Here is a 23,784-nt window from a genome sequence, read left to right on the forward strand (position 1 = left end):
GGGAGGTAGTACTGCGGCGCTCCGCGGTGCCGCGCCCTGGCGCCTTGCGTACGACCGGCGGGGCATTTGCTACGTGATGGGGTAGTACGTCACATCCTTGCGCCGCGATCCGTGGGGCCCTAACCATGGCTGTCGTTGCGGGGATCCCGGTGCGGGCCGGAGCACAGCACGTTCGCCCGACCGCCCCGATCCCCCGGCCGCCTCGCGGAGAGCCGCTTCTCGCGCCGTACCGCGTTCGGCCGGAATCCCCACGTCGTCCCCAGATGGAGAGTCACTCGCGTATGACCGCCCCCACGCAGAACACCACCCGCCGCATCGTCCGCTTCCGCAAGCTGTCCGTCGCGGGCATAGCCACCGCCGGTGCCGCAGCCGCGGCGCTCACGCTGGCCCCCTCGCCCGCGCAGGCCGCCCCGGTATCGGCGAACGTCTCGGCGTCCCAGGTGTCGGCGGTGGACGCTCCGGTCGCGAAGAAGGCCAAGAAGGCGAAGAAGCAGTACGCCGACAACCTCGACGGCTGGATCAAGGAAGCCCTGGACATCATGAAGTCCGAGGACATCCCCGGCAGCTACGAGGGCCTGCACCGCAACATCATGCGTGAGTCCTCCGGCAACCCCGACGCCCAGAACAACTGGGACGTGAACGCGCAGAACGGCACGCCGTCGAAGGGCCTGCTGCAGGTCATCCAGCCCACGTTCGACGCCTACCACGTCCCCGGCACCCCGCACGACCTGACCGACCCGGTCGCCAACATCACTGCGGCCGCCAACTACGCGGCCGACAAGTACGGCTCGATCGACAACGTCGACTCCGCCTACTGATCACCTCCCCCGGCCCGAGAGCCGCCTTGCCGGCGGCCGCGAGACGGAGGAACACGACGAGGGGCCCGGCTGCGCCGGGCCCCTCGTCTGCGGTAGCGGCACAGGATTCGAGCCGATCATCCTCCGAGCGAGAACGACGCCTGTTCCTGCCACTTCGTCCCGTCGTGCACGATGAGTTCGACCGACGAGACGCGCGAAGTGAAAGGGAGCTTGCCGACGAGGTCGGCCTCGATCTCGTCCATGACGGTGTCGTCCTGCCCTTGAGAGATGGTCAGGTGCGGCACGATGTCGGCGAAGCGGCCGCCGTACGGCGGTGCCTCAGGCCAATGGTCGGCGATCGCCTCCGTGAGCCGCCGCAGCGGCGTGTCGGGTTCGGGGACGAGAAAGAGCACTTCCGGAAGCCGTCCGCATCTCTCGAACCGCAGGTCGAACGCCGGGTGGCTGCCCAGCACCTCGGCGAGTGCGGAGTGGACGAGCGCGTCTGTCCGGCTCTCGTCGAGGAACGGGAAGAGCACCGTGACGTGGGCCGGGACCCCGGCGCGTGCCGAGGGGTCGAGCCGTTCACGCCACCCGCGGACCACCGGCTCCGCCTCCGGAATCCGGACGATGAGCGCCGTCGTACCCGCCTGAAATCCACGGCTCCTGTCATCTGCCATGGCACCAGAGGGTGTCATGGCAGCCGCAGAAGGCGCGGCTCCGATTCCGCTGCTCGGTCTTCCCCGGGCCCGTCGGGGGAAGCCCTCAGGGACCTTCGTCGAACAGCCCGGCCTCCACCTGGAAGGCCAGCGTCTGCAGCACCTCGGTCGAGGAGATGTCGCTCTGGCCGCTGTCGTGCGTCATGGCCAGGCTGGTGAAGGCCAAGGTGAAGCCCGCGACCATGGTCTGCAACGCGGGTCCGAGAGCCGAAGCGACGAGCCGGGCCACCTCCTGCGGGGTGGCATCGGCCGGCACCCTGATGGAGGGCAGCATCTCGTTCAACATCTGCGTCACCACGCTGGATCCGAACTCGGAGCTGTCCTCGTTCTCCCCCGCCTCCGCGGCCCGGCGGATCTCCGCGGCCTCCGTCAGGATGCCGATCACTCGCTTCAGAACCTCAGCTCGCTGCATCCGACAGAGCCTAGGCCCACGGTGGACGGGCAGTCTCCACCTCCGCTCGCGCACGCCGCGAACTCGGTTGCGGGAGGCGACCGACGGTCGAGAGCGACCAGACTTCGTCCCCCTCTCCGGGCAGCCGATCAGTCGGACGCGTACGAGGTGCTGTCGGGTCGCCGTCTGGCAATCAGGCGGTACGCGTTGGTCAGCCGCAGCGGGCCGGCGAGCGGGCGGGCCGCCAAGCGGTCCAGAGCCGTGGCCGCCAGCAGCAGAGGTATGCCGGCGACCAGGACGGCCGTCCTCGCCGCTCGGCGCCACGGGCCGGGCGGGGAGGAGAGCCACGGCAGGTCCTCTCGTGGGGCGAGCGCGTCCAGTGCGATCCATGTCGCGGCCACCAGGTCGACCGCGTCGTGCGCCTCGGTGCGTTCCTCGGCGAGGACGGTGAAACCCGTCTCGGTCAGCCGACGGCGCAGGTTCGCCGCCGGTGCGAGGTGCAGGTGCTGCGGCTGGAGCCAGGGCAGCCACCAGCGTCCCAGCAGCCGCGCGAACCGGCTCTCGGGGTCCGGGACGTCGATCACCAGCAGCCCGCCCGGCCGTAGCACGGTGTGCGCGGCCTCCAGCTCCCGCCAGGGGTCGGTGGAGTGCTCCAGGTAGTGGAACATGCTCACCACGTCGTACGAGCAGGCCATCGGCTCGGCGAGTTCGGCGAACGTTCCCCTATGGCCCCGGCGTACGCGGCCGGCCCGCTCGGCGAGTTCGGCGCCTTCGGAGCGGTCCAGGCCGTCGAAGACGACTGCCGGCAGCACGGTCCGGGCGTTCTCGCAGAAGTGGCCGTGTCCGGTGCCGACGTCCAGCCACTCGGCGGCGGCTCCCGCGAGGTGCGGCCGCAGGGACCTCGCCCGGGAGTGGTAGGCCGCGACGCGCCCGCCGAACAGGCCGCCGAGGCGCTCCTCGCCGAGACCGTCGTAGAAGTCCCGGTAGTAGAAGGCGAGTCCGCGCTCGTTCAGCCGGGGATTCTGGAACACGTGGGCGCAGTCGTGGCAGCGGTCGAGGGTGAAGACGCCGGGCTTGTGCTGGAGCAGGTCCGTGGTGCGCAGATGCTCGCCGAGCCGGGACGAGCCGCACCAGGGACACGCAAGGGCGCGCGGGGCGAAGAAGGCGCCGGTGCCCTCGGCCAGATCCTTGCCGTACGCGGACCGCAGTGCGGCCACCCGCAGCGTGTGGGCCTCGCGGGATACGGAACTCATGCGTCCTCCTTCTTGCCCTCGGCCAGCCGTTCCAGATGGAGGGCGGCAGCCGTGGCGCCGCCCGCGCTGCGAAAGGCCCGTGCGACGTGGCGGGCCGCGTCCCGGGGACGTGGGTCGGAGAGGACGGTGTCGACGGCCGCCCCGATCGTGTCCGAGGACGCCCGGCCGAAGCGGATCCGAACACCGGCCCCGGCATCGGCCACCTGGGCGGCGACGACCGGCTGGTCGTCCCGGATGGGCGCCACCACCAGGGGGACGCCGTGCCAGAGCGCCTCGCACACGGTGTTGTGCCCCGCGTGGCAGACGACGGCGTCGGCGTGCGCGAGCAACTCCAGCTGAGGGACCACGGGCAGGGTGATCACATCCCGGTCTTCAGGTCCGGTGCCGAGGGCGCCTTCCGGATCGACGACGACGGCCTGCACCCGGTCGGACCGGGCTCGCAGCGCCTGGGCCGCACGGTCCAGGAAACGCGCCCCCGCATCGGTGTTGGCGGTGCCCAGGGTGACCAGGACCAGTGCCCGTCGCGGATCGAGCCGCTGCCAGGGGAAGACGGCGGCGGAAGGCCGGGCGGTCAGGGAAGGGCCGACCCAGCGCACCCGGTCGCCGCCCCGCGCGGGAGGCCCCGCCAACTCCGGGGTGCTGAAGGCGAGCACGAGGTACGGGGAGAAACGCGGGTCGCCGCTCCCCGCCGGATCGCCGATCCGGGCACGCAGCTCCCCCAGCAACGCCGCGTTCCAGGCGGCGACGCGGGGCATCGACGCCAGGGCGTCCGTGAACTCGGCCGTGGTCGTCGCCGACGTGGCCCACGGCAGGCCCAGATCCTCGGCGACAAGGGCGCCTGCCAGTGCCTGCTGGTCGGCGACGACCACGTCCGGACGGAAGGCGTCGACCGCCCGCCGGACGCCGGGTGCCATCGCCTCGGCGAGCGGGACGAGGAAACGCTCCCACAGGAACCGCAGCGCCTCAGGGCCACGGATCTCCGAGGGCCGTGCGCTCTGTTCCGCGCCCCCGGCGGCCGCGTCGGCCGGTGGGCACGGGTGGACGGTCGCGTCCCCGCCCGCGAGGCGCTGTACGAGGGCGGGCTCGCCCGCCCATGCCACCTGGTGGCCCCGGGCGGTGAGCGCCGCCGCGACGCCCACGGCCGGGTTGATGTGCCCCACCAGCGGCGGCACGACGAACAGGAAACGGCTCACCGGACACGCACCGCGTCGCGGTCGCCGGCCGGGGACGAGTGCCGGCCCACCCAGTCCAGGACGAGATCGCGTACCCGGCCCGGCGCCTCCACCAGGACCGAGTGCTGGTGACCTGGGAGCGATTCGGTCGCGCAGTACGGCAACAGCGACCGTATCCGCGGTGCCTGCGCGGCCAGATCCGAGTCGGCGCCGTAGAGGGCGAGGACCGGGCAGCGGATCGCGCGCACGTCGTCGTCGCCCAGGACCGCGCTCGCCGGGATGTCCAGGGCGAGGGTGGTGTCACGGACGAGCCGGCCGGCGGATTTCGCCAACCGGGCGGTGTGGCCCCCGTGATGGGTGGCGATCCAGTCGAGAGCGGCGTCCTCGTTCACACTCATCTCATGGCGGACCCGCTCCAGCAGACCCCCGAGCTTGACCGCCCAGGACGGAGTGGCCGGCTCCGACTCGATCACCACCATGCCGGCGACCCGCTCCGGCCGGAGCAGCGCGTATCCGAACGCGACCGTACCGCCGAAGGAGTTGCCCACCAGGTGGACCGGGCTCTGGATGTCGAGTCGGTCCAGGAGACTGTCCAGGTCGTGGACGAACGCGCCGAGCGTGTAGCCGCGCTCGGGCCGTCCGCTGCGGCCGTGGCCCCGGTGGTCGTACATGACCACGTCCAGGCCGGCGGCCGCGAAGGCCGGAGCGACGGTGAAGTAGTAGCTGGCCAGGCTGTCGGTGAGCAGCCCGTGGAGCAGGACGACCGTGGCGTCCCGGGCGGCGGCTCGATCGCCGAGGGGGGTGGCGGCCGTTCCGTCGGCGGGGCTCGCGGCTGCCGGGCGGGCGGCCAGGCGCTGGACGTGCAACCGGACGTCGCCGGTGTCGACGATCGCCATGGCTCAGTCCCGCCCCTCGGCCTTCAGGCACAGACAGACGTGCTCGACGAGCCGCCCCACGCTGAGTTCGACGATCTCCTCCAGCTCCATGGAGGCCACGAACTCGGCGAAGTCGACGGTGCTGCCGTAACGGTCCCGGAGCAGCCCGGCGAGCGTCACCAGATCGATGCTCTCCAGTTCGAGGTCGCGGCCGAAGCGCGTCTCCATCGTGATCTCGGTGTCGTCGAGTTCGTACTCCACCAGGACCTGTTCGATCATGTCCGTCAGTTCGGCGAGAACCGCTGCCTCGTCCGCCCGCGCGGAGTCGAAGGGCTGGGTGGTGGTCACGTCTGATCCCTCTCGTCACGTTCGGTGCCCGCCCCCGGCTGCTCCGGGTCCGGGCCGGTGGTCCAGGCGACGACGTACACGCGCGGTGGCAGGCCCGGCGGATTGGCGACGCGTTCGCAGCTCACCCGGTACGTCCGGGTGGGCGCGTCCGGCGGGCGCACGGTCACGGTCAGCCGGTTGCCCTCCGCCCCCGTCACCTCGAAGGCGCGCGGCCGTCCGCCCAGGCCCGTGCCCTCGGCCTTGGCGACCGCCTCCTTCGCCGCCCAGAAGCGCGTGAACCACAGCGCCGCCTGTTCCCCGCCCCCGCCCCCGCCGACGGCCTGGCGGGCCGCCAGCAGTTCCTGTTCGGCCGGGGAGAGCGCGGTGGCGACGGTCGCCCCGCCGGGCACGGTCACCTCCTCGATGTCGATCCCCACGCCGCATCCGCCTGCGCCGGAGCCCTCTTCCGCGCCCGGTGGCCGGTCCGGGTGCGGGTGCGGGTGCGGGTTTCGGTGCCGGTGCCGGGCGAGGGCGACACCGGCCTCGGCGCAGTGGGCGACCGACACGTCGAGCGGCGGGAGTTCCCGCCCGTGACGGCCGGTGACGTACGGACGCCCCGACGCCTCGTTGCCGACGACGAGCTCGGCGGGGTACACCGAGCCCTCCCCGTCCGCCCACAGCAGGCGACGCACGGCGTCCTTGGCCGCGATCCGTCCGAGCAGCCACTGCCGGCGGCCCCGCGGTGACCGCTCCGCGTACGCCGAACGTTCGGCGCCGCCCAGCGCGTTGCGCATGATCAGCTCCCGTGAGGCGAGGTCGGGCCAGCGCTCGAAGACCAGTGACCAGCCGCCGGGCCGGACGGCGGAGAGCGTGTTGCGGTCCGGGAACCGCTCCACCGGCCGCGTGTGCGGATCGTTGTCGAAGCGCCGGTCCTGCCAGCCGGTCAGATGTGCCCACACCCGCCCGGAGACGGTGAGCACCGCGTCCGCTTCGAGGACCGTGTCGGTGAGGGACACGATCCGGATCTCGCATTCCACCGGTGTGCCGGGGGTTGGGTGAGGTCCGAAGAAGCGCATGTGGCGCATCCGCACGGGAAAGACCACGGTGCGTTCGGTGTGCGTCGCCATGATCCAGTAGCCGAGTACCTGTCCCACGTTGTCCAGCAGAGCGCCCGGTGCCGACGGGGTGGTCAGCGTGGCGCGCACGTGCCGGTCGCCGATGGCGGTCAGCCGGCTCATGCCCTGGTACGACGGGCCGTGGAACATCCACCGCTCCCGGTAGACCTGCTCGGCGGTGTGCGCGGGCACGCGCTCGGAGCCGGGGTCGGGGGGCGGAGGGGCAGGTGGCGCCTCGGGGTGACGGTCCGCCAGCTCCACCACGGCGCGGGCGTCGGGTCCGAACGACACCGCCACCCGCCCCCGCCCCTGCGCGGTCACGGTCACGGGCACGTCCACGGGATCGGCTGCCGTGAGCCACCGGTCGAAGCACGCGTCGTGCACCGCCACGGCCACGCCGCCCGGCACGGCCCTCTCGGCCGCCGCCATCAGGTGCGCCACGATCGTGGTGGCCGGCACGACGGGCCAGCGGTCGGCGACGTCGGGCCAGCCTGCGCGCTGCGGGAAGAAGCAGTGGTCGAGCAGGTACGGCATCTGATCCACGCCGACCCGCACGTGGTCGTGCCACACCGTGCCGGGAGCTCCTGGGTCGGCCGACGCGGACCCGGACCCGGCCTCGGACTGCACGGGCACGGACGGTGCGGGCAAGGACGGTGCGGGCACGGGGACTTCGGTCAGGGGGGCGGCGGTCCTCCTGACCGGCGCTGTCACCGGTCGCCCGGACGTACGGGGCGTGCCCGCCGTTGCCACCGTTGCCATCAGGGTCGCGGCCGTCTGGGCGGTCTCCCTCAGCAGGGCCGACAGTTCGCCGGCCACCGGCGACACGGTCGCGGCGGGTTCGAGAGCGGCAGCCGGATCCGCGGTCCGATCCGCGGCCTGATCCGGGGTCAGCGCGGCCACGAACGCCGGGTCCGGCGTCAGGTTCACCAGCGCGCTGCCCAGGTCGAGGCGGACACGCTGCCCGGCCGACGCGGGGACGGGCGGGGACGACGGTACGGCGGACGACGCGGCGGCGGCGACACACGGCCCGGGTGCGTTCAGCAGGCGGGGGTCGGTCGGCGCCCCGGCCGTCCACAGCGCGGTGGCCACCCTTCGGAGCTGTGCCAGGCCGGAGCGGTGCGGGGAGTTGGCGGCCACGACCAGGTGGTCCCGACCGGCCAGGGTGTCACCGACGAGGGAGCCGAGCTGCCCCGGCCCGGCCTGTACGAAGACCCTGAAGCCCGCTCCGTACAGAGCCTCGGTCAGCCTCCGGAAGCGGACCGGTTCGAGGAGATGGCGTACGAACAGGGCGCGGACCGCGGCCTCTTCTCTGGGAAAGGGCCCCGCCGTCGTGCCCGACCAGACAGGAACGTGAGGGGCCCGCAGCCGCATTCCGTCGGCGGCCGCCCTGATGGACCCCAGGAGCGGTTCGAGCATCGGGGTGTGGAAGCCCGAGCGGAACGGCAGGACGCGGACGAGGACGCCCTCGGCGCGCAGTCCGGCCGCGAACCTCTCCACGGCCTCGGGAGGGCCGCACACCATCGACTGGTTCGGGGCGTTGTCGTGGGAGAGGACGACGGACGGATGTCCGCCGTCGGCCAGGCGTCGGGTCACCCGGTCCGCGTGGGCGCCCACGGCGGCGTACGCGAGGTCGACGCCCCGGACCGACTCGGGGTCGAGGGCGGTCATGAACGCGTCGACGGCCGCCTCTTCGTAGAGCCCGCCGGCGGCCATCGCGGTCCATTCGCCGACACTGTGCCCGGCCACGGCGTCGGGGACGATGCCGATGCGGCGCAGGGCCGTGTCGAGCAGCCGTCCGACGGCGACGACACCGAGCCCGTGACGGCCGAGGCCGCCACCGGGCTCGCGCGTCCGGCCGTCGAGGTCCGGCGCGGGCGAGGGGAGGAGCGGTCGGGGCAGCCCGAAGTGATCGGCGATGTCGTCGACGCGGGGCGCGAACTCCCCTTCCAGGCCGGGGAAGAGGAAGGCGGTCCTGCCGCTCGCGCCGCCGCCGAGCAGGGGGCCGGGACGGTACCAGACGTCGTTGCGACCGTGCCAGGCCTCCCCCTTGGCGACGACGCGGCGGGCCAGCGCGAGCCGCTTGGGCGTGGGGCCGACGATGCCCAGCCGTACGGGTCCCGCGTCCGCACCGGGCGGAGTGCGCGGGTCGGCTGCGTCGAGCAGCGCGCCGAGCGCCTGGGGCGTCGTCGCGCTCACCAGCAGCAGGGGCTCGCTCTCCTGGACCACGGCCCGGCGCCGTCCCGCCGGGGCGGCGAGGTGCGCCGCCGTGAGGGCGGGGCCACCGGAGGTCGCGGGCGCCTGTTCGAGGACGACATGGGCGTTGATGCCACCGAAGCCGAACGCGTTCACGGCGGCCCGTCGCGGCCGACCCGGCCCGTGCACCCAGGGAACCGCTTGGGAGAGCGGGGCGAATCGGGTGGAGGCCAGCGCCGGATGCGGGTCCTCACAGTGCAGCGTGGGCAGCAGCGTGCCGTGGTGGACGGCGAGGGCGGCCTTGACCAGTCCCGCGACGCCGGCGGCCGGCATGGCGTGCCCGATCATGGACTTCACCGAGCCGATCACCGGCCGGCTACCGGGGTCGGCTCGATCCGACGGATCCGTGGCGTCCGCCGTCGCCACTCCGGACCGCCCCGCCGGCTCCGGTGACCCTGGCGGCCCGAACACCTCGCGGAGCGTGGCGAGTTCGGCGGCGTCACCGGCAGGAGTACCGGTGCCGTGGGCCTCCAGCAGACCGAGAGATCCCGGCTCCGCGGGATCGAGACCGGCGGCCCGCCACGCGGCCCGGACCGCCCGGGTCTGCCCGGCCGGATCGGGATTGACCAGCCCCGACGTGCGGCCGTCGCTGCTGACACCGGTGCCCCGGATCACGGCGTAGACGCGGTCACCGTCCCGCTCGGCGTCGGCGAGGCGCTTGAGCACCACCACTCCCGTGCCCTCACCGATGAGGATGCCGTCCGCGCCCCGGTGGAAGGGCCGGATCCGTTCACTGGGCGAGAGAGCGCGCAGCTGCGCGAAGACGCTCCACAAGGTGATGTCGTGGCAGTGGTGCACACCACCGGCCAGCATCACGTCACAGCGTCCGGAGACGAGCGCGGCCACCGCCTGGTCCACGGCGAGCAACGACGAGGCACACGCCGCGTCCACGGTGTAGGCCGGGCCGCGCAGATCGAGACGGTTGGCCACCCGGGAGGCGGCGAGATTGGGCACCAGACCGATGGCGTCCTCCGGCCGCCCGGGCCCGAGACGGTCGGTGAACGCCTCCCGTACGCGCTCCAGTCGCTCCTCGTCCAGGCCGGGCACGAGATCACCGAGTGTGCGGACGAGCTGCCGGGCCGTACGGACCCGCTGGTCGAGGCGGACCAGGCCCGGCGTGAGGTAGCCGCCGCGGCCGAGGACGATCCCGACCCGGTCGCGGTCGGGAAGCCGATCCGTTCCGCCCGCGTCGGCGAGGGCGCTCGCCGCGACGTGCAGGGCGATGAGCTGGTCGGGCTCCGTACCCGGCACCGAGTGCGGCATGACGCCGAACCGCGTGACGTCGACCTCTGCGACGGCGTCGACGAAGCCACCACGCCGGCAGTACACCCGGTCGGCGACGGCCGGTTCCGAGGCACTGCCCGGGTGGTAGTACGCGCTGTCCCAGCGTCCCGGAGGCACGTCGCCGATCATGTCGGCGCCGGTGGTGAGGTTCTGCCAGTACGTCGCCAGGTCGGGCGCGCCGGGCAGCATCACCGCCATGCCGGTGATGGCGACGGGCTCGTGGGCCGCACCTGCGTACGACGGGTGGGCGGGGAGGGTCATCTCACCACTCCGAGGCGGTGTGGACGACCGAGCGGGCCGACTCCTCGCCCCAGGCCAGCTCCCGCAGCAGCGCCAGGGCTCCCTCCTCCGGATCGATGAGCGTGATCCCGCGCCGCGCGTAGCTGCGGGCCAGCTCGGGACCGACCATGCCGGTGTGGTCGTCGGACGGCGCCCACGGACCCCAGTGGACCGTCAGCGCACGTCGGCCCGTCCGTGCGGCCCAGGCGGCGCCGAGGGTCTCCAGGGCGTCGTTGGCGGCCGCGTAGTCGGCCTGGCCGCGATTTCCGAGTACGGCGGCGACGCTGCCGAACAGCACGGCGAAGGACGGCGGCCGGGGCAGTTGCTCCACGGCGGCGAGCAGCGCCGCCGCGCTGTCGGTCTTGGTGCCGTAGACACGCCCGAACGACTCGGGAGTCTTCTCCTCCATGAGCCGGTCCTCGATGATCCCGGCGGCGTGGATCACACCGTCGACGCGCCCGTACTCGGCGTGGATCTCCTTGACCGCCTGAAGCACGGCGGCCGACTCCCGGCAGTCCACGCTGCGGTACCTGGCCCGGCTCCCCGCTGCGCGCAGCGCGTCCAGGGTCGCGGTCACCTCGCGTCGGGCCAGGATCAGATCGGCGGCACGCTCGACCGCGGCGGGGCCGTCGTAACGCCCGGTACCCGCCAGTACGGACCGCAACGCGGCCCTGTCGGGCGCGCCCGCGGTCTGCGGGTCCTCAGGCCCGTCGGGTGCCGGGGTGCGGCCCAGGAGCTCGATGCGGCACCGAGAGGCGGTCGCGAAGGCACCGACGCACCGCGCCGTGATGCCACGGGCTCCGCCGACGACGATCACGACGCTCTCCCGGTCCAGGCCCAGCGCCTCCGCCTCGGCGGCCCCCTCGCCCGAGGGGCCCCCTCCCGTCGTACCGAGCGCGCCGAGCGGCTGCGCGGTCAGTTCGGGAGCGAACCTCCCCGCCGGGGTGCGCATGACGACGGGCAGGGCGTCGTCCGCGAGGAGTTCGGCCGCCAGCGCGTCGACCGCGTGGGCGGGGGCCTCGGCGGTGCCCGGGTCGAGCGCGACGCAGCGTACGCCCACGGCCGGGTACTCCCGGGCGGCGGTCCGCAGGAGCCCGTCCGCCCCGGCGGCCCGGACCCCGTCCGCCGCGCGGGCCAGGAGCAGCCGCCGGGGTGCGCGCTGAAGGAGGTCCCGTACGAGGGGGAATCCCGCGGGCAGGAACGGTGCGCCGTCCTCCCCCAGGGCCGCGAGAAGGACGACGCCGTCCAGGGACTCGTCCACCTCACCCGGTACGGGATCGCCGTCCAGGACGATCGCTTCGGCGCCCAGCCGGGCCAGGCGGGCGGACAGTTCGGCGGCGACACCGCGGAAGACGCCGGTGCCGTCGCCGATCAGGGCGTACCGGGACCCGGCCAGCCCGTCCGGTCCGGCTCCCGGCACCGGCGCGGGAACAGGAGCGGGCACGGGCAGCATCCGCAAGCGGCGGGGCGCGGCGATCCGCGGCCCTTCGTCCGCGGCGGCGTCGGGTCCGGGCGCCGCGGGGCCGGGGGTCGGCGACGAGATCGTCCCACCGGCGTCGGAAGCCGCCGACGAGGGCATCCCACCGGCACCGGAAGCGCGGCTGTACATCCAGCTCGCGATCGCCGACGCCGTCCGGGCACCCGTCAGCTCCTCCAACTCCCCGTCGTCCAGAACCGGCGCGGCGTCACCCGTGCCGCCCAGGCGTCTGGCCAGCTCACCGGCGATCTCGGCGCGCTTGATGGAGTCGACGCTCAGGTCGGCCTCCAGGTCGAGGTCGGGCTCCACCATGTCCAGGGGGTAGCCGGTGCGCTCGCTGACGAGTTCCAGGACCGTGCGCAGCACACCTTCCTCGGTGAGATCCGCGGCCGTGGCGGTTCCGGACGCCGCCGCAGGCGCGAGCGACTGTACGGGCACGGGGGCGGGGGCAGGGGTGGGCGCGGCGAGCTCGGCGTACGGCGGCGCGGCGGCCGGGAGGCCTGCCGGCTCGTGCGGCGTCGTCGGCGAGGTACGGGGCAGAGGGGGTCTGTCTCCTGCGGCGGCGCCGAAGTAGGCGAGCAGGACGTCGCGTTGCGCGGAGATCATGTCCCGGCTGGTCCGGAGGAATTCGGCGACCAGGGCGTCGGCCTCACCGGCCGGTGTCTGACCGGGATTCGTCGTCACGGGTGTCTCCACGACTCGTCTGGCCGGCGCGAGGGCGCCGGGGAGCGGATCGCCGGCGGCGGTGCGGACGAGGTGTCCGTCCACCGTCCAGCCGGGTCGGCGCGGTGCGGTTGCCTGATCGAAGCGACTGCCGCCGTCGACGTCGAAGCCCCTGCCGCCGTCGATGGCGACGGCTTCGCGGCCCCGGAACATCCAGTCCGTCGCCACCGGCAGCCCGGCGGCGGCGAGCCGGGCGAGCGCGTCCAGGAGGCCGGCCAACCCGCCGTCGTCACGCGGCTCGCAGGCGACGACACGGTGCGGGCGCCCGCCGAGGATGTCGGCGACGAGGCGGGTCAGGACGCGGCCGGGCCCCACCTCGACGAAGATGCGCGCACCGGCCTCGTACATCGCCTCGATCTGCTCCACGAAACGCACCGGGGCGCCGATCTGGGCGGCGAGCTCGTCGCGTACGAGGTCGGGATCGGAGACGTAGGGGCGGGCGGTACGGTTCGACCACACCGGGAACTCCGGTGCGTGGAGCGGCTGTTGCCCAAGCGCCTGCCGAAAGACGGGGCCTGCGGCGGCGAGCGGCGGACTGTGGAAGGCGCAGGCGACCGGCAACCGCTTCGCACCGTGGCCTGCGTCCCGCAGTCTCCCCAGCGCCCCTTCGACGGCGGCCGTCGGGCCGGACAGGACACTCTGCCGTGGGGCGTTGTGGTTGGCGACGACGAGGCCGTCCGGCATCTGACCGCCGAGGGCCGTGTGGATCTCCTCGGGTGTGGCGGCGACGGCGGCCATGGCACCGGGATCGTCGCCGGCCGCGTCCAGGATCGCCGCCGCGCGCGCGGCGCTGAGGCCGGGCAGGGCGTCGGGGTCGAGGACGCCCGCCGCGCACAGGGCGACCAGCTCGCCGTAGCTGTGGCCGGCGGCCAGGTCGGGGCGCACACCGGAGCGGGCGAGGAGGTCGTACAGGGCGAGTTCGACGACGCCCAGGGCGGGCTGGGCGGCCCGGGTGTCCGTCAGGGCCTGCCGGGTACGTTCCCTCGCGGCGTCGTCGAACACGGCAGGCGGGTAGAGGACCTTGGCGATGCGGGCGCCGTCGCCGGTGTCCAGCAGTCGGCCGAGTTCCGGGAAGGCCGTGAACAGGTGCGCGGACATCCCCGGGCGCTGGCTGCCCTGCCCGGGGAACAGGAACGCCGTGAGACCGGGGTCGACGGCCTCCTCCGCCGCGAGGTGGAACCCGAACGGCGGGCCTGCCGGTGCGGAGGCCCGCCGGCCCCCGGCGGCGCTCTCGCGCCCCGCGGGGAGCGGGGCGTCACCCGTCCCCGCCGCGTCACCCGTCCCCGCCACGTCGGACACCCCCGCCGCGTCGCTCGCCCCCGCCACGTCGGATGCCCCGGAATCCAGGGCGGCGAGGGCGTGCCGAAGCCGGTGGCACAGCTCGGTCACGTCGTGGGCCACCAAGGCCGTGTGCACGCGTCCGTGGGTGCGGCCCGCGCGGTGCGAGGCCGTGGCGGCGAGGTCGCGGAGCCGCCAGGGGGCGGTGCCCGCCTCGGCCGCGGCGGCGAGGTCGAGCAGCTCGGCGACCGCGCGGCGGGCCGACGCGCGCGTGGGGCCTCGGAAGGTGAACAGCTCGGCCGGCCAGAGGTCCCTGGAGTGGACCGGCGGCGGCCCGTCGCCGTCGTGCGCGGCGAGGACGACGTGGAAGTTGGTCCCGCCGAAGCCGAAGGCGCTCAGGCCCGCGAGCCGCTGTCCGGGCGCGGCGGGCCACGGCAGCGCCTCCCGGTGGAAGGCGAACGGACTCTCGTCCTGCTTCCATACGGCGAGGGGCCGCTCCAGGTGCAGCGTGGGCGGCCGTACCCCGGTGTGCAGGGCGAGGGCGGTCTTGATCAGCCCGGCCAGCCCCGCGGCGCACTTGGTGTGCCCGATCTGCGACTTCACCGACCCGAGGACACAGGCACCGGGTGAGGCACCCGCCTGGTCGAACACCTCGGTGAGTACGCCCAGTTCGGTACGGTCGCCCACGACGGTGCCCGTTCCGTGGGCCTCCAGGAGGGTGACCTGAGCGGGCGAGACGCCCGCGTTGCGGTAGGCGCGTTCCAGCGCGGCGCGCTGGCCTTCCGGCCGCGGGGCCGTCAGCCCGAGGGACCGGCCGTCGCTCGAGCTGCCGACCCCCTTGATGACGCCGTACACGCGGTCGCCGTCGCGTTCGGCGTCCGCGAGGCGCTTGAGGACGACGCAGGCGACGCCTTCACCGAGCGCGATGCCGTCGGCGCTCCCGTCGAAGGGCCGGGAGCGGCCGGTCGGGGAGAGCGCGTGCACGGAGGTGAACAGGGCGTAGTCGTTGATGCCGTTGTGCAGGTCGGCGCCTCCGCACAGCATCAGGTCGCTGGTGCCGAGCACCAGCTCCTTGCAGGCGGCGTCGACGGCGGCCAGGGAAGAGGCACAGGCGGCGTCGACGGTGTAGTTGGCGCCGCGCAGGTCGAGACGGTTGGCCACCCGCCCGGAGATGACGTTCGCGAGCATGCCGGGGAAGGAGTCCTCGGTGAGCCGCGGCAACTGCTCGTCGAGGCCGGCGGGGAGGTGCCCGTAGTAGGAGGGGAGCACGGCGCGCAGGGTGGCGGCGTTGGCGAGGTCGCTGCCCGCCTCGGCTCCGAACACCACACCGGCCCGCGTACGGTCGAAGACCCGCCCCTCCTCCCCGTACCCGGCGTCGTGCAGCGCGTGCCGGGCGGCTTCGAGCGCCAGGAGCTGTACGGGCTCGATGCTGCCCAGCGAGGCCGGCGGGATCCCGTACCGCAGCGGGTCGAAGGGGATCCGGGGCAGGAACCCGCCCCACCGCGAGGCGCTCGCGGCCCCCGGTTCCGTGGAGTGGTGCACGGCGGGGTCCCAGCGCTCCGGGGGGACTTCGGTGACGGCGTCGTGCCCGTCGAGGACGAGCGCCCAGAAGGCGGCCAGATCCGGCGCCTGCGGGAACATGCAGGCCATGCCGACGATCGCGACGTCCAGCGGCGCGGCTGGGGGCACGGGCGCCGCCGCGCTCTCCGTGTCAGGTGCGAGGCGTTCGCGGAGCTCGGTGGAGCGCCGGTCGAGGAAGGCGACCGCATCGTCGGTGACAGACGCGTGGAGTGCGGCGACCGTGGTGGTCGTCGTGCGCAGCACGGCCACCTCGCCCGCCATGAACATTCCCTCGGCGTACTGGCGGGACTCGTCCACGGGCTTCAGGTCTCCGGCCGCGGTGCGCTCGACGCCCTTGCTGGCGATGCGCAGCCGGCCGACGTTGAGGCGTTCCAGCCGCTCCCATGCCTCGCGGCCCGGGACGCCTTCGGCGCGCAGCGCGGCCTCCAGGTCGCCGAAGCCGTCGCTGAACGGGCTGGGGACGCAGCGGGTCGCGTGCCCGGGGGCGGTCCTCAGCAGCGCGGTCCGCTCGGCGGCGAGGACTTGTCTCTGGAAGAGCGGTTGTACGGCGCCGGACGCGACCGCCTCCTCGGTGAACAGGTAGGCGGTGCCCATCAGGACGCCCACCGCGCAGCCGCGGGCGGCGAGGGGGGCGGCGAGCGCGGCGACCATGGCGGCGGAGCGGGCGTCGTGGACGCCACCGGCGAACAGCACCTCGACGGCCGCCGCGCCTTCCGGGTTCTGGTCCGCCCAGTCGCCGAGCACGGCCAGTTGGGCCTCCCAGAGCGGGAAGCTGTTACGGGGTCCGACGTGGCCACCGCATTCGGCGCCCTCGAAGACGAACCGCCGGGCGCCCTGCTCCAGGTACTGGCGCAGCAGACCGGGCGACGGCACGTGCAGGAAGGCCTTGATGCCGTCGGCTTCCAGGTCGTGTGCCTGCGAGGGCCGGCCCCCGGCGATGATCACGTGTGTGGGCCGGTGGGCGCGTACGGCCTCCAGTTGGGCGGTGCGGGTCTCCTCGGGTGCGAAGCCGAGCACGCCGACGCCCCAGGGCCGGCCGGCCAGTGCGGCGCCCGCCTCGGCCAGCAGCGCATGGGCCTGGTCACGGCCGGCGAGCGCGAGGGCCACGACGGGCAGGCCCCCGCCGTCGGACACGGCGGCGGCGAAGTCGACACCGTCGCTGACCCGGGTCATGGGGCCCTGCACGATGGGCAGTTCGGTCCCCAGCGCGCGGCTCATGGGCGATCCGGGGCGCAGGACGTCCGCGGCTCCGACCCCCTCGACGGCGGCCGACACCGCCTGGGTGACGGCGCGGACGGCGCCCGCGGCATCGCGGAACCGGTCGGCGAAGCGGAGTGCGAGAAAGCCGTCCTGTCCGACGGGCAGCAGTTGCCTCACCGGGTCGCGGCCTCCCAGCAGGGCCGCCACCCGCTCCGGATCGTCGGGCGCCTCGTCCGCGCGACCGTCCCCGGGAACGCGGCGGCGCAGGAACCGGTGACCTGCGAGTACGGTGGTCTCGGAGCCGTCCATCCCTCGCAGGAGGGACGCGACGGGCGCGGGAACCGCCGATTCGGCCAGGAGCGCGAGCTGGCTGTCGAGCACCACCCCCGCCGCCCCGCCCACCACGGCGGCGGCCGCCGTGTCCGGCGCCATGCCGCCGCAGGCCCACACCGGCGGCCCGTCGGGGCCGAGCATGTCGAGGAGTCGCTGGAGCAGGACGAACGTGCCGAGTTCACCGATCCGTCCACCGCACTCGCTGCCCCGGGCGACGAGTCCGTGGACGCCGGCGGCCAGGGCGTCCCGGGCCTCGTCCGCATCCGTGACCTCGGCCAGCACGCGGACACCGTCGGGGAGTTCACCGGGCCGCCAGGAGGCGCCAAGGCCGAGCACCACGGTGTGCGGCAGAACGCTCCCGCGCATCAGGCTGTCGACGGGTAATCGGCACCGCGGTCCGACGCGGATCCCGTGACGTGCCGGGAGCCACCTGCGCAGGTCCGCCCACGCCTCCCTGGCCACACGGTCTCCGGTACCCAGGTCAAGCACGCCGAGCCCTCCCCCGCGCGTGACGGCGGCCGCGAGGCGCGCGTCGGGCTCGGCGAAAGGAGTCACTCCGATGACCAGGTCCAGGACGTACTCTGCTGACGTCATAATTCTCCGAATGTGCGATGCATTGCCCGGGAATAATTTCGGTCAAACAAAAGAGCCGAACAAAAGGCATGGGGTCGCGCGGGCCCGCGGCAAGAAGATCGGGCCGTTCGGTGGACGCAGCGAAAGTAGCGCCAAGTTACTGAAGGGTCAACGTCCTGACCCTGATCAGAGCGGTACCGGCGGCCGGCGAGGTACCGCCCCGGGGCGATGGAGGCTAAAGGAACACGCCCTTCGCCCCACACGTCACGGAGAAAAAGCGGCGCGAATGCAATGCACATCCGCACGCCTCGAGAAGCCATAAGTACTGGCCAGTAGGTGGTCGCGGTCCAGCGGCGCGCATTCACCCTCTGTCCGGTTCACGACCTTGGGCAGACCCTCGCTCCCCCGCGGAGCGGCGGCCGGGGGCATGGGTACATACTCACCGGTAACACGTCAGTGCCCGCCGCTTCCCGAAGGAGCGCCATGCCTCGGCCCACCCGTCCCGCCCGTCCCGCCCTCCTCCTCGCCGGCCTGCTGGCCGCCGCGGGCACCGCACACTTCGTCGCACCGCGGCAGTTCGACGCCATCGTCCCCGAGACACTGCCCGGCAGCCCTCGGGCCTGGACGAAGGCGAGCGGCGTCGCCGAACTGATGCTGGCCGCGGGGCTCGCGATTCCGGCGACGCGCAGGGCGAGCGCCGGAGCGACGGCCCTCTTCTTCGCGGCCGTCTTCCCGGCCAACGTGAAGATGGCGTACGACTGGCGCGACCGACCCACCGCGGCCAGGACCCTGGCCTACGCCCGACTCCCCCTCCAGGTGCCCCTCATCCTCTGGGCCAGGAAGGCGGCTCGCGCCGAGGACTGAGCGCCTGGCGGTCCGGTCCCGGCCCAGGAGCGGGGGTTGGGCCGGGGGAGCCGGGGAACCCGATGGTCCTGACCAGGAGGGGAGTGACCGGAGATGACCGCAGCGAGCTCGTCCACGGTGGCGAGAAGAATGGCCCGCGGCGACGCCGTCCGTGGCGGGGCGCGTATGGGTTTCGTGGCGCGTGGGGTGCTGTATCTGCTCGTCGGGGCGCTGGCCGCACGGATCGGCGTGACGGGTACGGGCGAGCAGGCGGACCGGGGCGGGGCCCTGGCCGAAGTCTCGGGGACCCCGTTCGGCGCGGTACTGCTGTGGGCGCTGGGGGTGGGCCTCGCCGGTATGGCCCTCTGGCGGCTGTCGGAGGCCGTGTTCGGCGCCGCCGGCCCCAAGGGTGACGGCGCACCCAAGCGGGCCATGTCCGGGGCGCGTTGTGTGTTCTACGGCGTCACCTCCTTCCTCGTGTTCTCCTTCGCGGCGGGCTCTCGGGACAGCGGGGCGGGGTCGAGCGACCAGCAGAGCCAGGACATCACCGGCCGGCTGCTCGGGCTGCCGGGGGGCCAGTGGTGGGTCGGCGCGGTGGCCGTCGGTTTCGCGTCGGCCGGTCTGTGCATGGCGGGGAGCGCGGTGATGCGGAAGTACCGCAAGCATCTGACGTGGGGGCAGATGTCCCGCAAGGCCCGGCGCTTCATGGACGTCACCGGCACGGTCGGTGGGGTCGGGCGGGCTTGCGTCTTCGCGGCGGTGGGCTGGTTCGGGATCAAGGCGGCGGTCGAGTTCGATCCGGCGGAGGCCAAGGGCATGGACGACGCGATCCGTTCGTTCGCCCAGACGCCTGCCGGCCCGTGGCTGCTCGTGGCTGTGTCGGTCGGACTCGTCCTGTTCGGCGTCTTCTCGTTCGGTCAGGCGAAGTGGCGGAAGGTCTGACCCTCGCGGGATGCGGACGGCAGGCGTGTGGGGTCGGACGGCAGGCGTGTGGGGCGGACAGCGACCCCCGTACACTCATGAGCCGATTCCACCGCAGGTAAGGACCAGCGCAGTGAACCAGTACGACCCCATGGGCCGGGCAGCGGCCGACGCTCCGATCTACGCGACCCTCGTCCGGGAGCGCGGAGACGTTCCGGCGGAGGCGAGGCAGGTGGCCGCTCGGGTGCTGGAGGAAGCGGACCGGGCTGTCGACTTCAGCTCGGTCCGCACCATCTGAACGGACCTCGGGCACGGCTTGCCCCCAGCCCCGGGCCCAGGCTGTCCGGACCGGTCACTTCCGCCAGAACAGGTGGTGCGTCACCCCGCTCGGGCTGGGCACCACGTCCAGATGGAACCGGTCGAGCAGCTCGTCGGGTGACTCCCAGAGTCGCACTCCCGATCCGAACTTCACCGGCGAGACCACCACGTGCAGGGTGTCGACGAGATCGGCGTCGAGGAACTGCCGGATGGTGCTCGCCCCGCCCCCGAGTCTGACGTCCTTGCCGTTCGCAGCCTCCTTGGCCTGCTCGAGGACCGTGGCGGGGTCGCCGCCGACGAAGTGGAAGGTGGTGTCGGCGAGTGTGAACGAAGGCCGTTCGTGGTGGGTCAGGACGAACACCGGAGTGTGGAACGGGGGCTCGTCGCCCCACCAGCCCTGCCACTCGAGGTCCGGCCAGGGGCCGCGCTGGGGCCCGAACTTGTTTCGGCCCATGATCTCGGCGCCGATGTTGCGGTCGTAGTCACGCGTGAAGTAGTCGTCGAGCCCACGGCTGCCCCCGGGTTCGGTGCGCATGGCCCAGCTCGCCGTCGCGCCCGCCCAGGCGAACAGCTTCCCTGGATCGACATGGCCGAACGGCCTCTCCAGGGTCTGGTCCTCGCCGGCGCCGATTCCGTCACTCGAGACGTTGAAGTTCTGGACCCTCAGCAGCTGAGCCACGTGTTCCTCCTGCGCTCCACGACGCCGCCCGCCGCGAGCGACGCCCGCCCGGCTCGCGCCGCTGCCATTCTGCCGCCCGGGACCGCCGGTCGCCGCCAGCAACACCCCGTCAGCGAAGACCGCGCTTCTCGCGTTCGGCCTCGATCAGCCGCTCCATGAGTTCCTCCGGGTCCACCGTGAACTCGGTGTCGTCGAGGGCGTCGTGGTCCTCGGTGCTCAGCGGCAGGCCGAGCTCGGCGAGATCGGCGGCCAGTCGGGTGAACGCGACGCGCTCGTCGGGCTCGTCCTGACAGTACGCCTGCTCGGCGGCACGCCCCTCGGTCAGAGTGCGTCCGGCCACGCGCCAGAAGGTGAACTCGGTGTCCAGCTCCACGAGGCGCCACGCGCGGTCCGCGGGTTCGTCGGGGTGCAGCCAGTAGCCCGTCCACCCCTTGCCGCCCTTCGCCACGAGCTTGGCGTACGTGGCCATCTCCGCGGCTCCGGCGTTGACGGCCTGCATCTCCGGGTCCGCGAGTTCCTTTTCGCTCAGATAACTGGTGTCCAGGAGCGGGTGGACCTCTCCCGCCTCGAAGAAGTCGAGGTCGAGAAGGTGAGTGAAGTCGGTGCGGCCGTCCCACTGCGCCACCAGCAGCACGCGCAGATCGTCGGGTATCGGTCTGCCGTCCAGCCGCTCGCGGGAGAACTCGGCGAGCCGTTCCTCGTACATGTGCCCTCTCAGGAAGTCCAGGCAAGATCCTCGCGTCAACGTAACAGCGAGGTCCGACAAGAGGGCGGGCGTGCCCACGGCAGCCGATCACATCCTGATCCGCAGCGGCGGCGCACGCGATCACCCCTGAAGGGCCGTCAACGGCGAGACCTGCCGTTCGAAGAAGGTCTCCAGGACCACCGTGGCCTGGGTGCCGCTCACCCCGTCGATGCCGTAGATCCGGCGCAGTACGTCCTGCAGCTGCTCGGTGGTCGCGGTCCTGACCTTCACCAGGACCGATGCGCTGCCCGCGATGATGTGCGCCTCCAGGATCTCGGGGAGGGCGGCGAAACTCTCGGCGGTGTCCCCCATCCAGGACGTCGAGTCGACCGTCACATAGGCCAGCACGCCGCCGCCCACCGCCGCCGGATCCACTTCGGCCGCGGTGCGCCGGATCACTCCGCGTTCGCGGAGCTTCCGTACGCGCTCATGCGCGGCGCCGGCCGAGAGACCGACGGCCTCGCCCAGCGCGGCGTAGGACCGGGTGGCGTCCTGCTGGAGCAGTGCCAGCAGGGAGCGATCGATGTGATCCACGACTCTCCGTTCGAACAGACCTTGCGTTGACCATACCTCATCCTTCAGTCTCCCTGATATGCCGAACTTCATTCGGCACTTGCCTGGATGGGGAGAACCAGCATGACCACCGAGCGGCCCGCGCTGTACGAGATGTTCGACGACCGGTTCCGCACCGGTCGATGCATGAACGGCGATGACGGCCTGGAAGTCCTCTACACCGGCTGCCGTTGGGCCGAGGGGCCGATCTATGTGCCTGCCTGGCGGCAGGTGGTCTGGAGCGACATCCCCAACGACCGGATGCTGCGCTGGGACGAGGAGACCGGCGCCGTCGGCGTCTTCCGCCGCTCCGCCGGTCACACCAACGGCAACACCCTTGACCGCGAGGGCCGGCTGGTCACCTGCGAGCAGGGCAACCGCAGGGTGACACGTACCGAGCACGACGGCACGCTCACGGTGCTGGCCGACCGCTGGCAGGGCAAGCGTCTGAACAGTCCGAACGACGCGGCGGTCAAGTCCGACGGCTCCGTCTGGTTCTCCGACCCCGACTTCGGCATCACCAGCGACTACGAGGGCCACCGCGCGCAGAGCGAGATCGGCTCCAACCACGTCTACCGCATCGACCCTGCCACCGGTGACGTGCGGCTGGTCGCCGACGGCTTCGGCGCCCCGAACGGACTCGTCTTCTCCGCCGACGAACGCCAGCTCTTCGTCTCCGACACCCGGGCGGGCCTCATCCGGGTCTTCGACGTACGCGACGACGGCACACTGTCCGACGGCGAGGTCTTCGCCACGGCCGCCGCCCGTGGGACCGCACGCTTCGACAACCTCCGCTTCGACGACGGCGGCCGGCTCTGGGTGGCCGCGATGGACGACGGAGTGCACTGCTATGACCCCGACGGCACTCTGATCGGGCGGCTCGACGTTCCGGAGACCGTCGCCAACATCACCTGGGGCGGCGCGAAGCGCAACCGTCTCTTCATCGCCGCGGAGACCAGCCTCTACTCGGTGGTCATGGGGGTCACGGGCACCCACCCGACCGGACCGGGGCGCCGGCCCTGGCTGGATTCCGCGCCTCGGTGACCTTGCGGGGAACACAGGCGACGGGACAGGCGTACATGTGGCTCCCCATGGCTAGGCTCGGAGTATGGCTGGTGACGGTGAGTTCAAGCGGGACAAGCGCTACATCACGACACGCATCACGGCCGACGGCCGCGACGGCTATCCCGTGGAGCCCGGGCGCTATCGCCTGATCATCGCCCGGGCGTGCCCCTGGGCGAACCGGGCGGCGATCGTCCGGCGCCTGATGGGCCTCGAGGACGTGATCTCGATGGGCGTCGCCGGGCCGTTGCACGACGAGCGGAGCTGGTCGTTCCACCTGGACCCGGGCGGCAGGGACCCGGTGCTGGGCATCGAACGGCTGCAGGAGGCGTTCTTCGCCCGCCGGCCGGACTATCCGCTGGGCATCACCGTGCCCGCGCTCGTCGAGGTCTCCACGGGGCAGGTGGTGACCAACGACTTCGAGCAGATCACGCTCGACCTGGGCCACGAATGGGCGGCGCACCAGCGGGAGGGTGCGCCGGAGCTGTACCCGGAGGCACGGCGCGACGAGATCGACGACGTGGCCGACAAGGTCTTCCACGATGTGAACGACGGTGTCTACAAGTGTGGCTTCGCGCGTTCGCAGGAGGCGTACGCCAGGGCGTACCAGCGGTTGTGGGAGCGGCTGGACTGGCTGGAGCGGCGACTGACGAGCCGGCGCTACCTGGTGGGTGACACGATCACCGAGGCCGATGTCCGGCTCTTCCCCACTCTGGTCCGGTTCGATGCCGTCTACCACGGCCACTTCAAGTGCAACCGGCAGAAACTGACGGAGCTGCCGGCCCTGTGGGCGTACGCGCGGGACCTGTTCCAGACGCCCGGTTTCGGCGACACGATCGACTTCGACCAGATCAAGGCCCACTACTACGTGGTGCACCACACCATCAACCCCTCCGGGATCGTCCCCGGCGGCCCCGACACGAGCGGCTGGCTCACTCCGCACGGTCGGGACGCTCTCGGTGGACGGCCGTTCGGCGACGGCACACCGCCCGGTCCGCCGCCGCGGTCCGAGCGAGTGCCCACGCTCCCCTGAACGA

General features: G+C 72.9%; 17 protein-coding genes. 6 read left to right on the forward strand and 11 right to left on the reverse strand.

From position 1 onward, the window contains the following. Positions 1-281: 281 nt before the first annotated feature. Complete coding sequence (locus ACZ3IJ_RS10510) at positions 282-818, forward strand: transglycosylase SLT domain-containing protein (RefSeq protein WP_467467285.1); 537 nt, start codon at positions 282-284, stop codon at positions 816-818. 116 nt (positions 819-934) lie between these two features. Here the strand turns inward: ACZ3IJ_RS10510 and ACZ3IJ_RS10515 are convergent, their stop codons facing one another. From ACZ3IJ_RS10515 to ACZ3IJ_RS10550, 8 genes are all read right to left on the reverse strand, one after another. Further along, the gene (locus ACZ3IJ_RS10515) at positions 935-1,474 is read right to left on the reverse strand and encodes a 2'-5' RNA ligase family protein (RefSeq protein ID WP_467467286.1); all 540 of its coding nucleotides are present in this window, start codon (positions 1,472-1,474) and stop codon (positions 935-937) included. A gap of 85 nt (positions 1,475-1,559) precedes the next feature. Next, positions 1,560-1,898: a hypothetical protein gene (locus ACZ3IJ_RS10520; protein WP_391799074.1), complete on the reverse strand. Its 339-nt coding sequence runs from the start codon at positions 1,896-1,898 to the stop codon at positions 1,560-1,562. A 155-nt stretch (positions 1,899-2,053) separates the two neighbouring features. Beyond that, a complete protein-coding gene (locus tag ACZ3IJ_RS10525) occupies positions 2,054-3,157 on the reverse strand; it encodes a class I SAM-dependent methyltransferase (RefSeq protein ID WP_467467287.1) in 1,104 nt (367 codons plus the stop codon). Next, complete coding sequence (locus tag ACZ3IJ_RS10530; RefSeq protein WP_467467288.1) at positions 3,154-4,350, reverse strand: glycosyltransferase; 1,197 nt, start codon at positions 4,348-4,350, stop codon at positions 3,154-3,156. Before ACZ3IJ_RS10530 ends, ACZ3IJ_RS10525 begins: the two co-directional genes overlap by 4 nt. Further along, positions 4,347-5,225 carry an alpha/beta fold hydrolase gene (locus ACZ3IJ_RS10535; RefSeq protein WP_467467289.1) on the reverse strand — a complete coding sequence of 293 codons (879 nt, stop codon included), beginning with the start codon at positions 5,223-5,225 and terminating at the stop codon, positions 4,347-4,349. The genes ACZ3IJ_RS10530 and ACZ3IJ_RS10535 overlap by 4 nt, the downstream gene beginning before the upstream one ends. 3 nt (positions 5,226-5,228) lie before the next feature. Then, a complete protein-coding gene (locus ACZ3IJ_RS10540; protein WP_391799078.1) occupies positions 5,229-5,552 on the reverse strand; it encodes an acyl carrier protein in 324 nt (107 codons plus the stop codon). Then, positions 5,549-10,444 carry a beta-ketoacyl synthase N-terminal-like domain-containing protein gene (locus ACZ3IJ_RS10545; protein WP_467467290.1) on the reverse strand — a complete coding sequence of 1,632 codons (4,896 nt, stop codon included), beginning with the start codon at positions 10,442-10,444 and terminating at the stop codon, positions 5,549-5,551. The genes ACZ3IJ_RS10540 and ACZ3IJ_RS10545 overlap by 4 nt, the downstream gene beginning before the upstream one ends. Before the next feature lies 1 nt (position 10,445). Beyond that, complete coding sequence (locus ACZ3IJ_RS10550; protein WP_467467291.1) at positions 10,446-17,648, reverse strand: SDR family NAD(P)-dependent oxidoreductase; 7,203 nt, start codon at positions 17,646-17,648, stop codon at positions 10,446-10,448. Between the two features lie 462 nt (positions 17,649-18,110). On the opposite strand from ACZ3IJ_RS10550, the gene ACZ3IJ_RS10555 reads away from it, so the two are divergent. From ACZ3IJ_RS10555 to ACZ3IJ_RS10565, 3 genes are all read left to right on the forward strand, one after another. Continuing rightward, positions 18,111-18,491, forward strand: a complete 381-nt coding sequence (locus ACZ3IJ_RS10555; protein WP_467467292.1) for a DoxX family protein — start codon at positions 18,111-18,113, stop codon at positions 18,489-18,491. A gap of 93 nt (positions 18,492-18,584) precedes the next feature. After that, positions 18,585-19,412, forward strand: a complete 828-nt coding sequence (locus ACZ3IJ_RS10560; RefSeq protein WP_467467293.1) for a DUF1206 domain-containing protein — start codon at positions 18,585-18,587, stop codon at positions 19,410-19,412. A gap of 112 nt (positions 19,413-19,524) precedes the next feature. Beyond that, the gene (locus ACZ3IJ_RS10565) at positions 19,525-19,689 is read left to right on the forward strand and encodes a hypothetical protein (protein WP_352190666.1); all 165 of its coding nucleotides are present in this window, start codon (positions 19,525-19,527) and stop codon (positions 19,687-19,689) included. A 54-nt stretch (positions 19,690-19,743) separates the two neighbouring features. On the opposite strand, the gene ACZ3IJ_RS10570 is transcribed toward ACZ3IJ_RS10565, so the two are convergent. The 3 genes from ACZ3IJ_RS10570 to ACZ3IJ_RS10580 form a co-directional block, all read right to left on the reverse strand. After that, positions 19,744-20,388 (reverse strand): dihydrofolate reductase family protein, encoded by a 645-nt coding sequence (locus tag ACZ3IJ_RS10570; RefSeq protein ID WP_467467294.1) that lies wholly within the window; start codon positions 20,386-20,388, stop codon positions 19,744-19,746. 109 nt (positions 20,389-20,497) lie between these two features. Continuing rightward, on the reverse strand, positions 20,498-21,133 hold the full coding sequence (locus ACZ3IJ_RS10575) for a hypothetical protein (RefSeq protein WP_467467295.1): 636 nt from the start codon (positions 21,131-21,133) through the stop codon (positions 20,498-20,500). 81 nt (positions 21,134-21,214) lie between these two features. Beyond that, entirely contained in the window at positions 21,215-21,667 is a 453-nt protein-coding gene (locus ACZ3IJ_RS10580; protein WP_467467296.1) for an Lrp/AsnC family transcriptional regulator, read from the reverse strand. A gap of 102 nt (positions 21,668-21,769) precedes the next feature. Here ACZ3IJ_RS10580 and ACZ3IJ_RS10585 point away from each other — a divergent pair, with 102 nt between their 5' ends. Both ACZ3IJ_RS10585 and ACZ3IJ_RS10590 read left to right on the forward strand, forming a co-directional pair. Further along, positions 21,770-22,729, forward strand: coding sequence for an SMP-30/gluconolactonase/LRE family protein (locus ACZ3IJ_RS10585; protein ID WP_467467297.1), 960 nt, complete (start codon positions 21,770-21,772; stop codon positions 22,727-22,729). A 64-nt stretch (positions 22,730-22,793) separates the two neighbouring features. After that, a complete protein-coding gene (locus ACZ3IJ_RS10590; RefSeq protein ID WP_467467298.1) occupies positions 22,794-23,780 on the forward strand; it encodes a glutathione S-transferase family protein in 987 nt (328 codons plus the stop codon). The last annotated feature ends 4 nt before the right edge of the window (positions 23,781-23,784 follow it).

It is taken from the genome of Streptomyces sp. NPDC013317 (assembly GCF_055563155.1).

Bases quoted from the DNA above. Each gene is read 5' to 3' on its own strand.
- ACZ3IJ_RS10510 (WP_467467285.1), top strand. From the start codon at position 282: ATGACCGCCCCCACGCAGAACACCACCCGCCGCATCGTCCGCTTCCGC.
- ACZ3IJ_RS10515 (WP_467467286.1), bottom strand. From the start codon at position 1,474: ATGGCAGATGACAGGAGCCGTGGATTTCAGGCGGGTACGACGGCGCTC.
- ACZ3IJ_RS10525 (WP_467467287.1), bottom strand. From the start codon at position 3,157: ATGAGTTCCGTATCCCGCGAGGCCCACACGCTGCGGGTGGCCGCACTG.
- ACZ3IJ_RS10535 (WP_467467289.1), bottom strand. From the start codon at position 5,225: ATGGCGATCGTCGACACCGGCGACGTCCGGTTGCACGTCCAGCGCCTG.
- ACZ3IJ_RS10545 (WP_467467290.1), bottom strand. From the start codon at position 10,444: ATGACCCTCCCCGCCCACCCGTCGTACGCAGGTGCGGCCCACGAGCCC.
- ACZ3IJ_RS10550 (WP_467467291.1), bottom strand. From the start codon at position 17,648: ATGACGTCAGCAGAGTACGTCCTGGACCTGGTCATCGGAGTGACTCCT.
- ACZ3IJ_RS10555 (WP_467467292.1), top strand. From the start codon at position 18,111: ATGCCTCGGCCCACCCGTCCCGCCCGTCCCGCCCTCCTCCTCGCCGGC.
- ACZ3IJ_RS10560 (WP_467467293.1), top strand. From the start codon at position 18,585: ATGACCGCAGCGAGCTCGTCCACGGTGGCGAGAAGAATGGCCCGCGGC.
- ACZ3IJ_RS10585 (WP_467467297.1), top strand. From the start codon at position 21,770: ATGACCACCGAGCGGCCCGCGCTGTACGAGATGTTCGACGACCGGTTC.
- ACZ3IJ_RS10590 (WP_467467298.1), top strand. From the start codon at position 22,794: ATGGCTGGTGACGGTGAGTTCAAGCGGGACAAGCGCTACATCACGACA.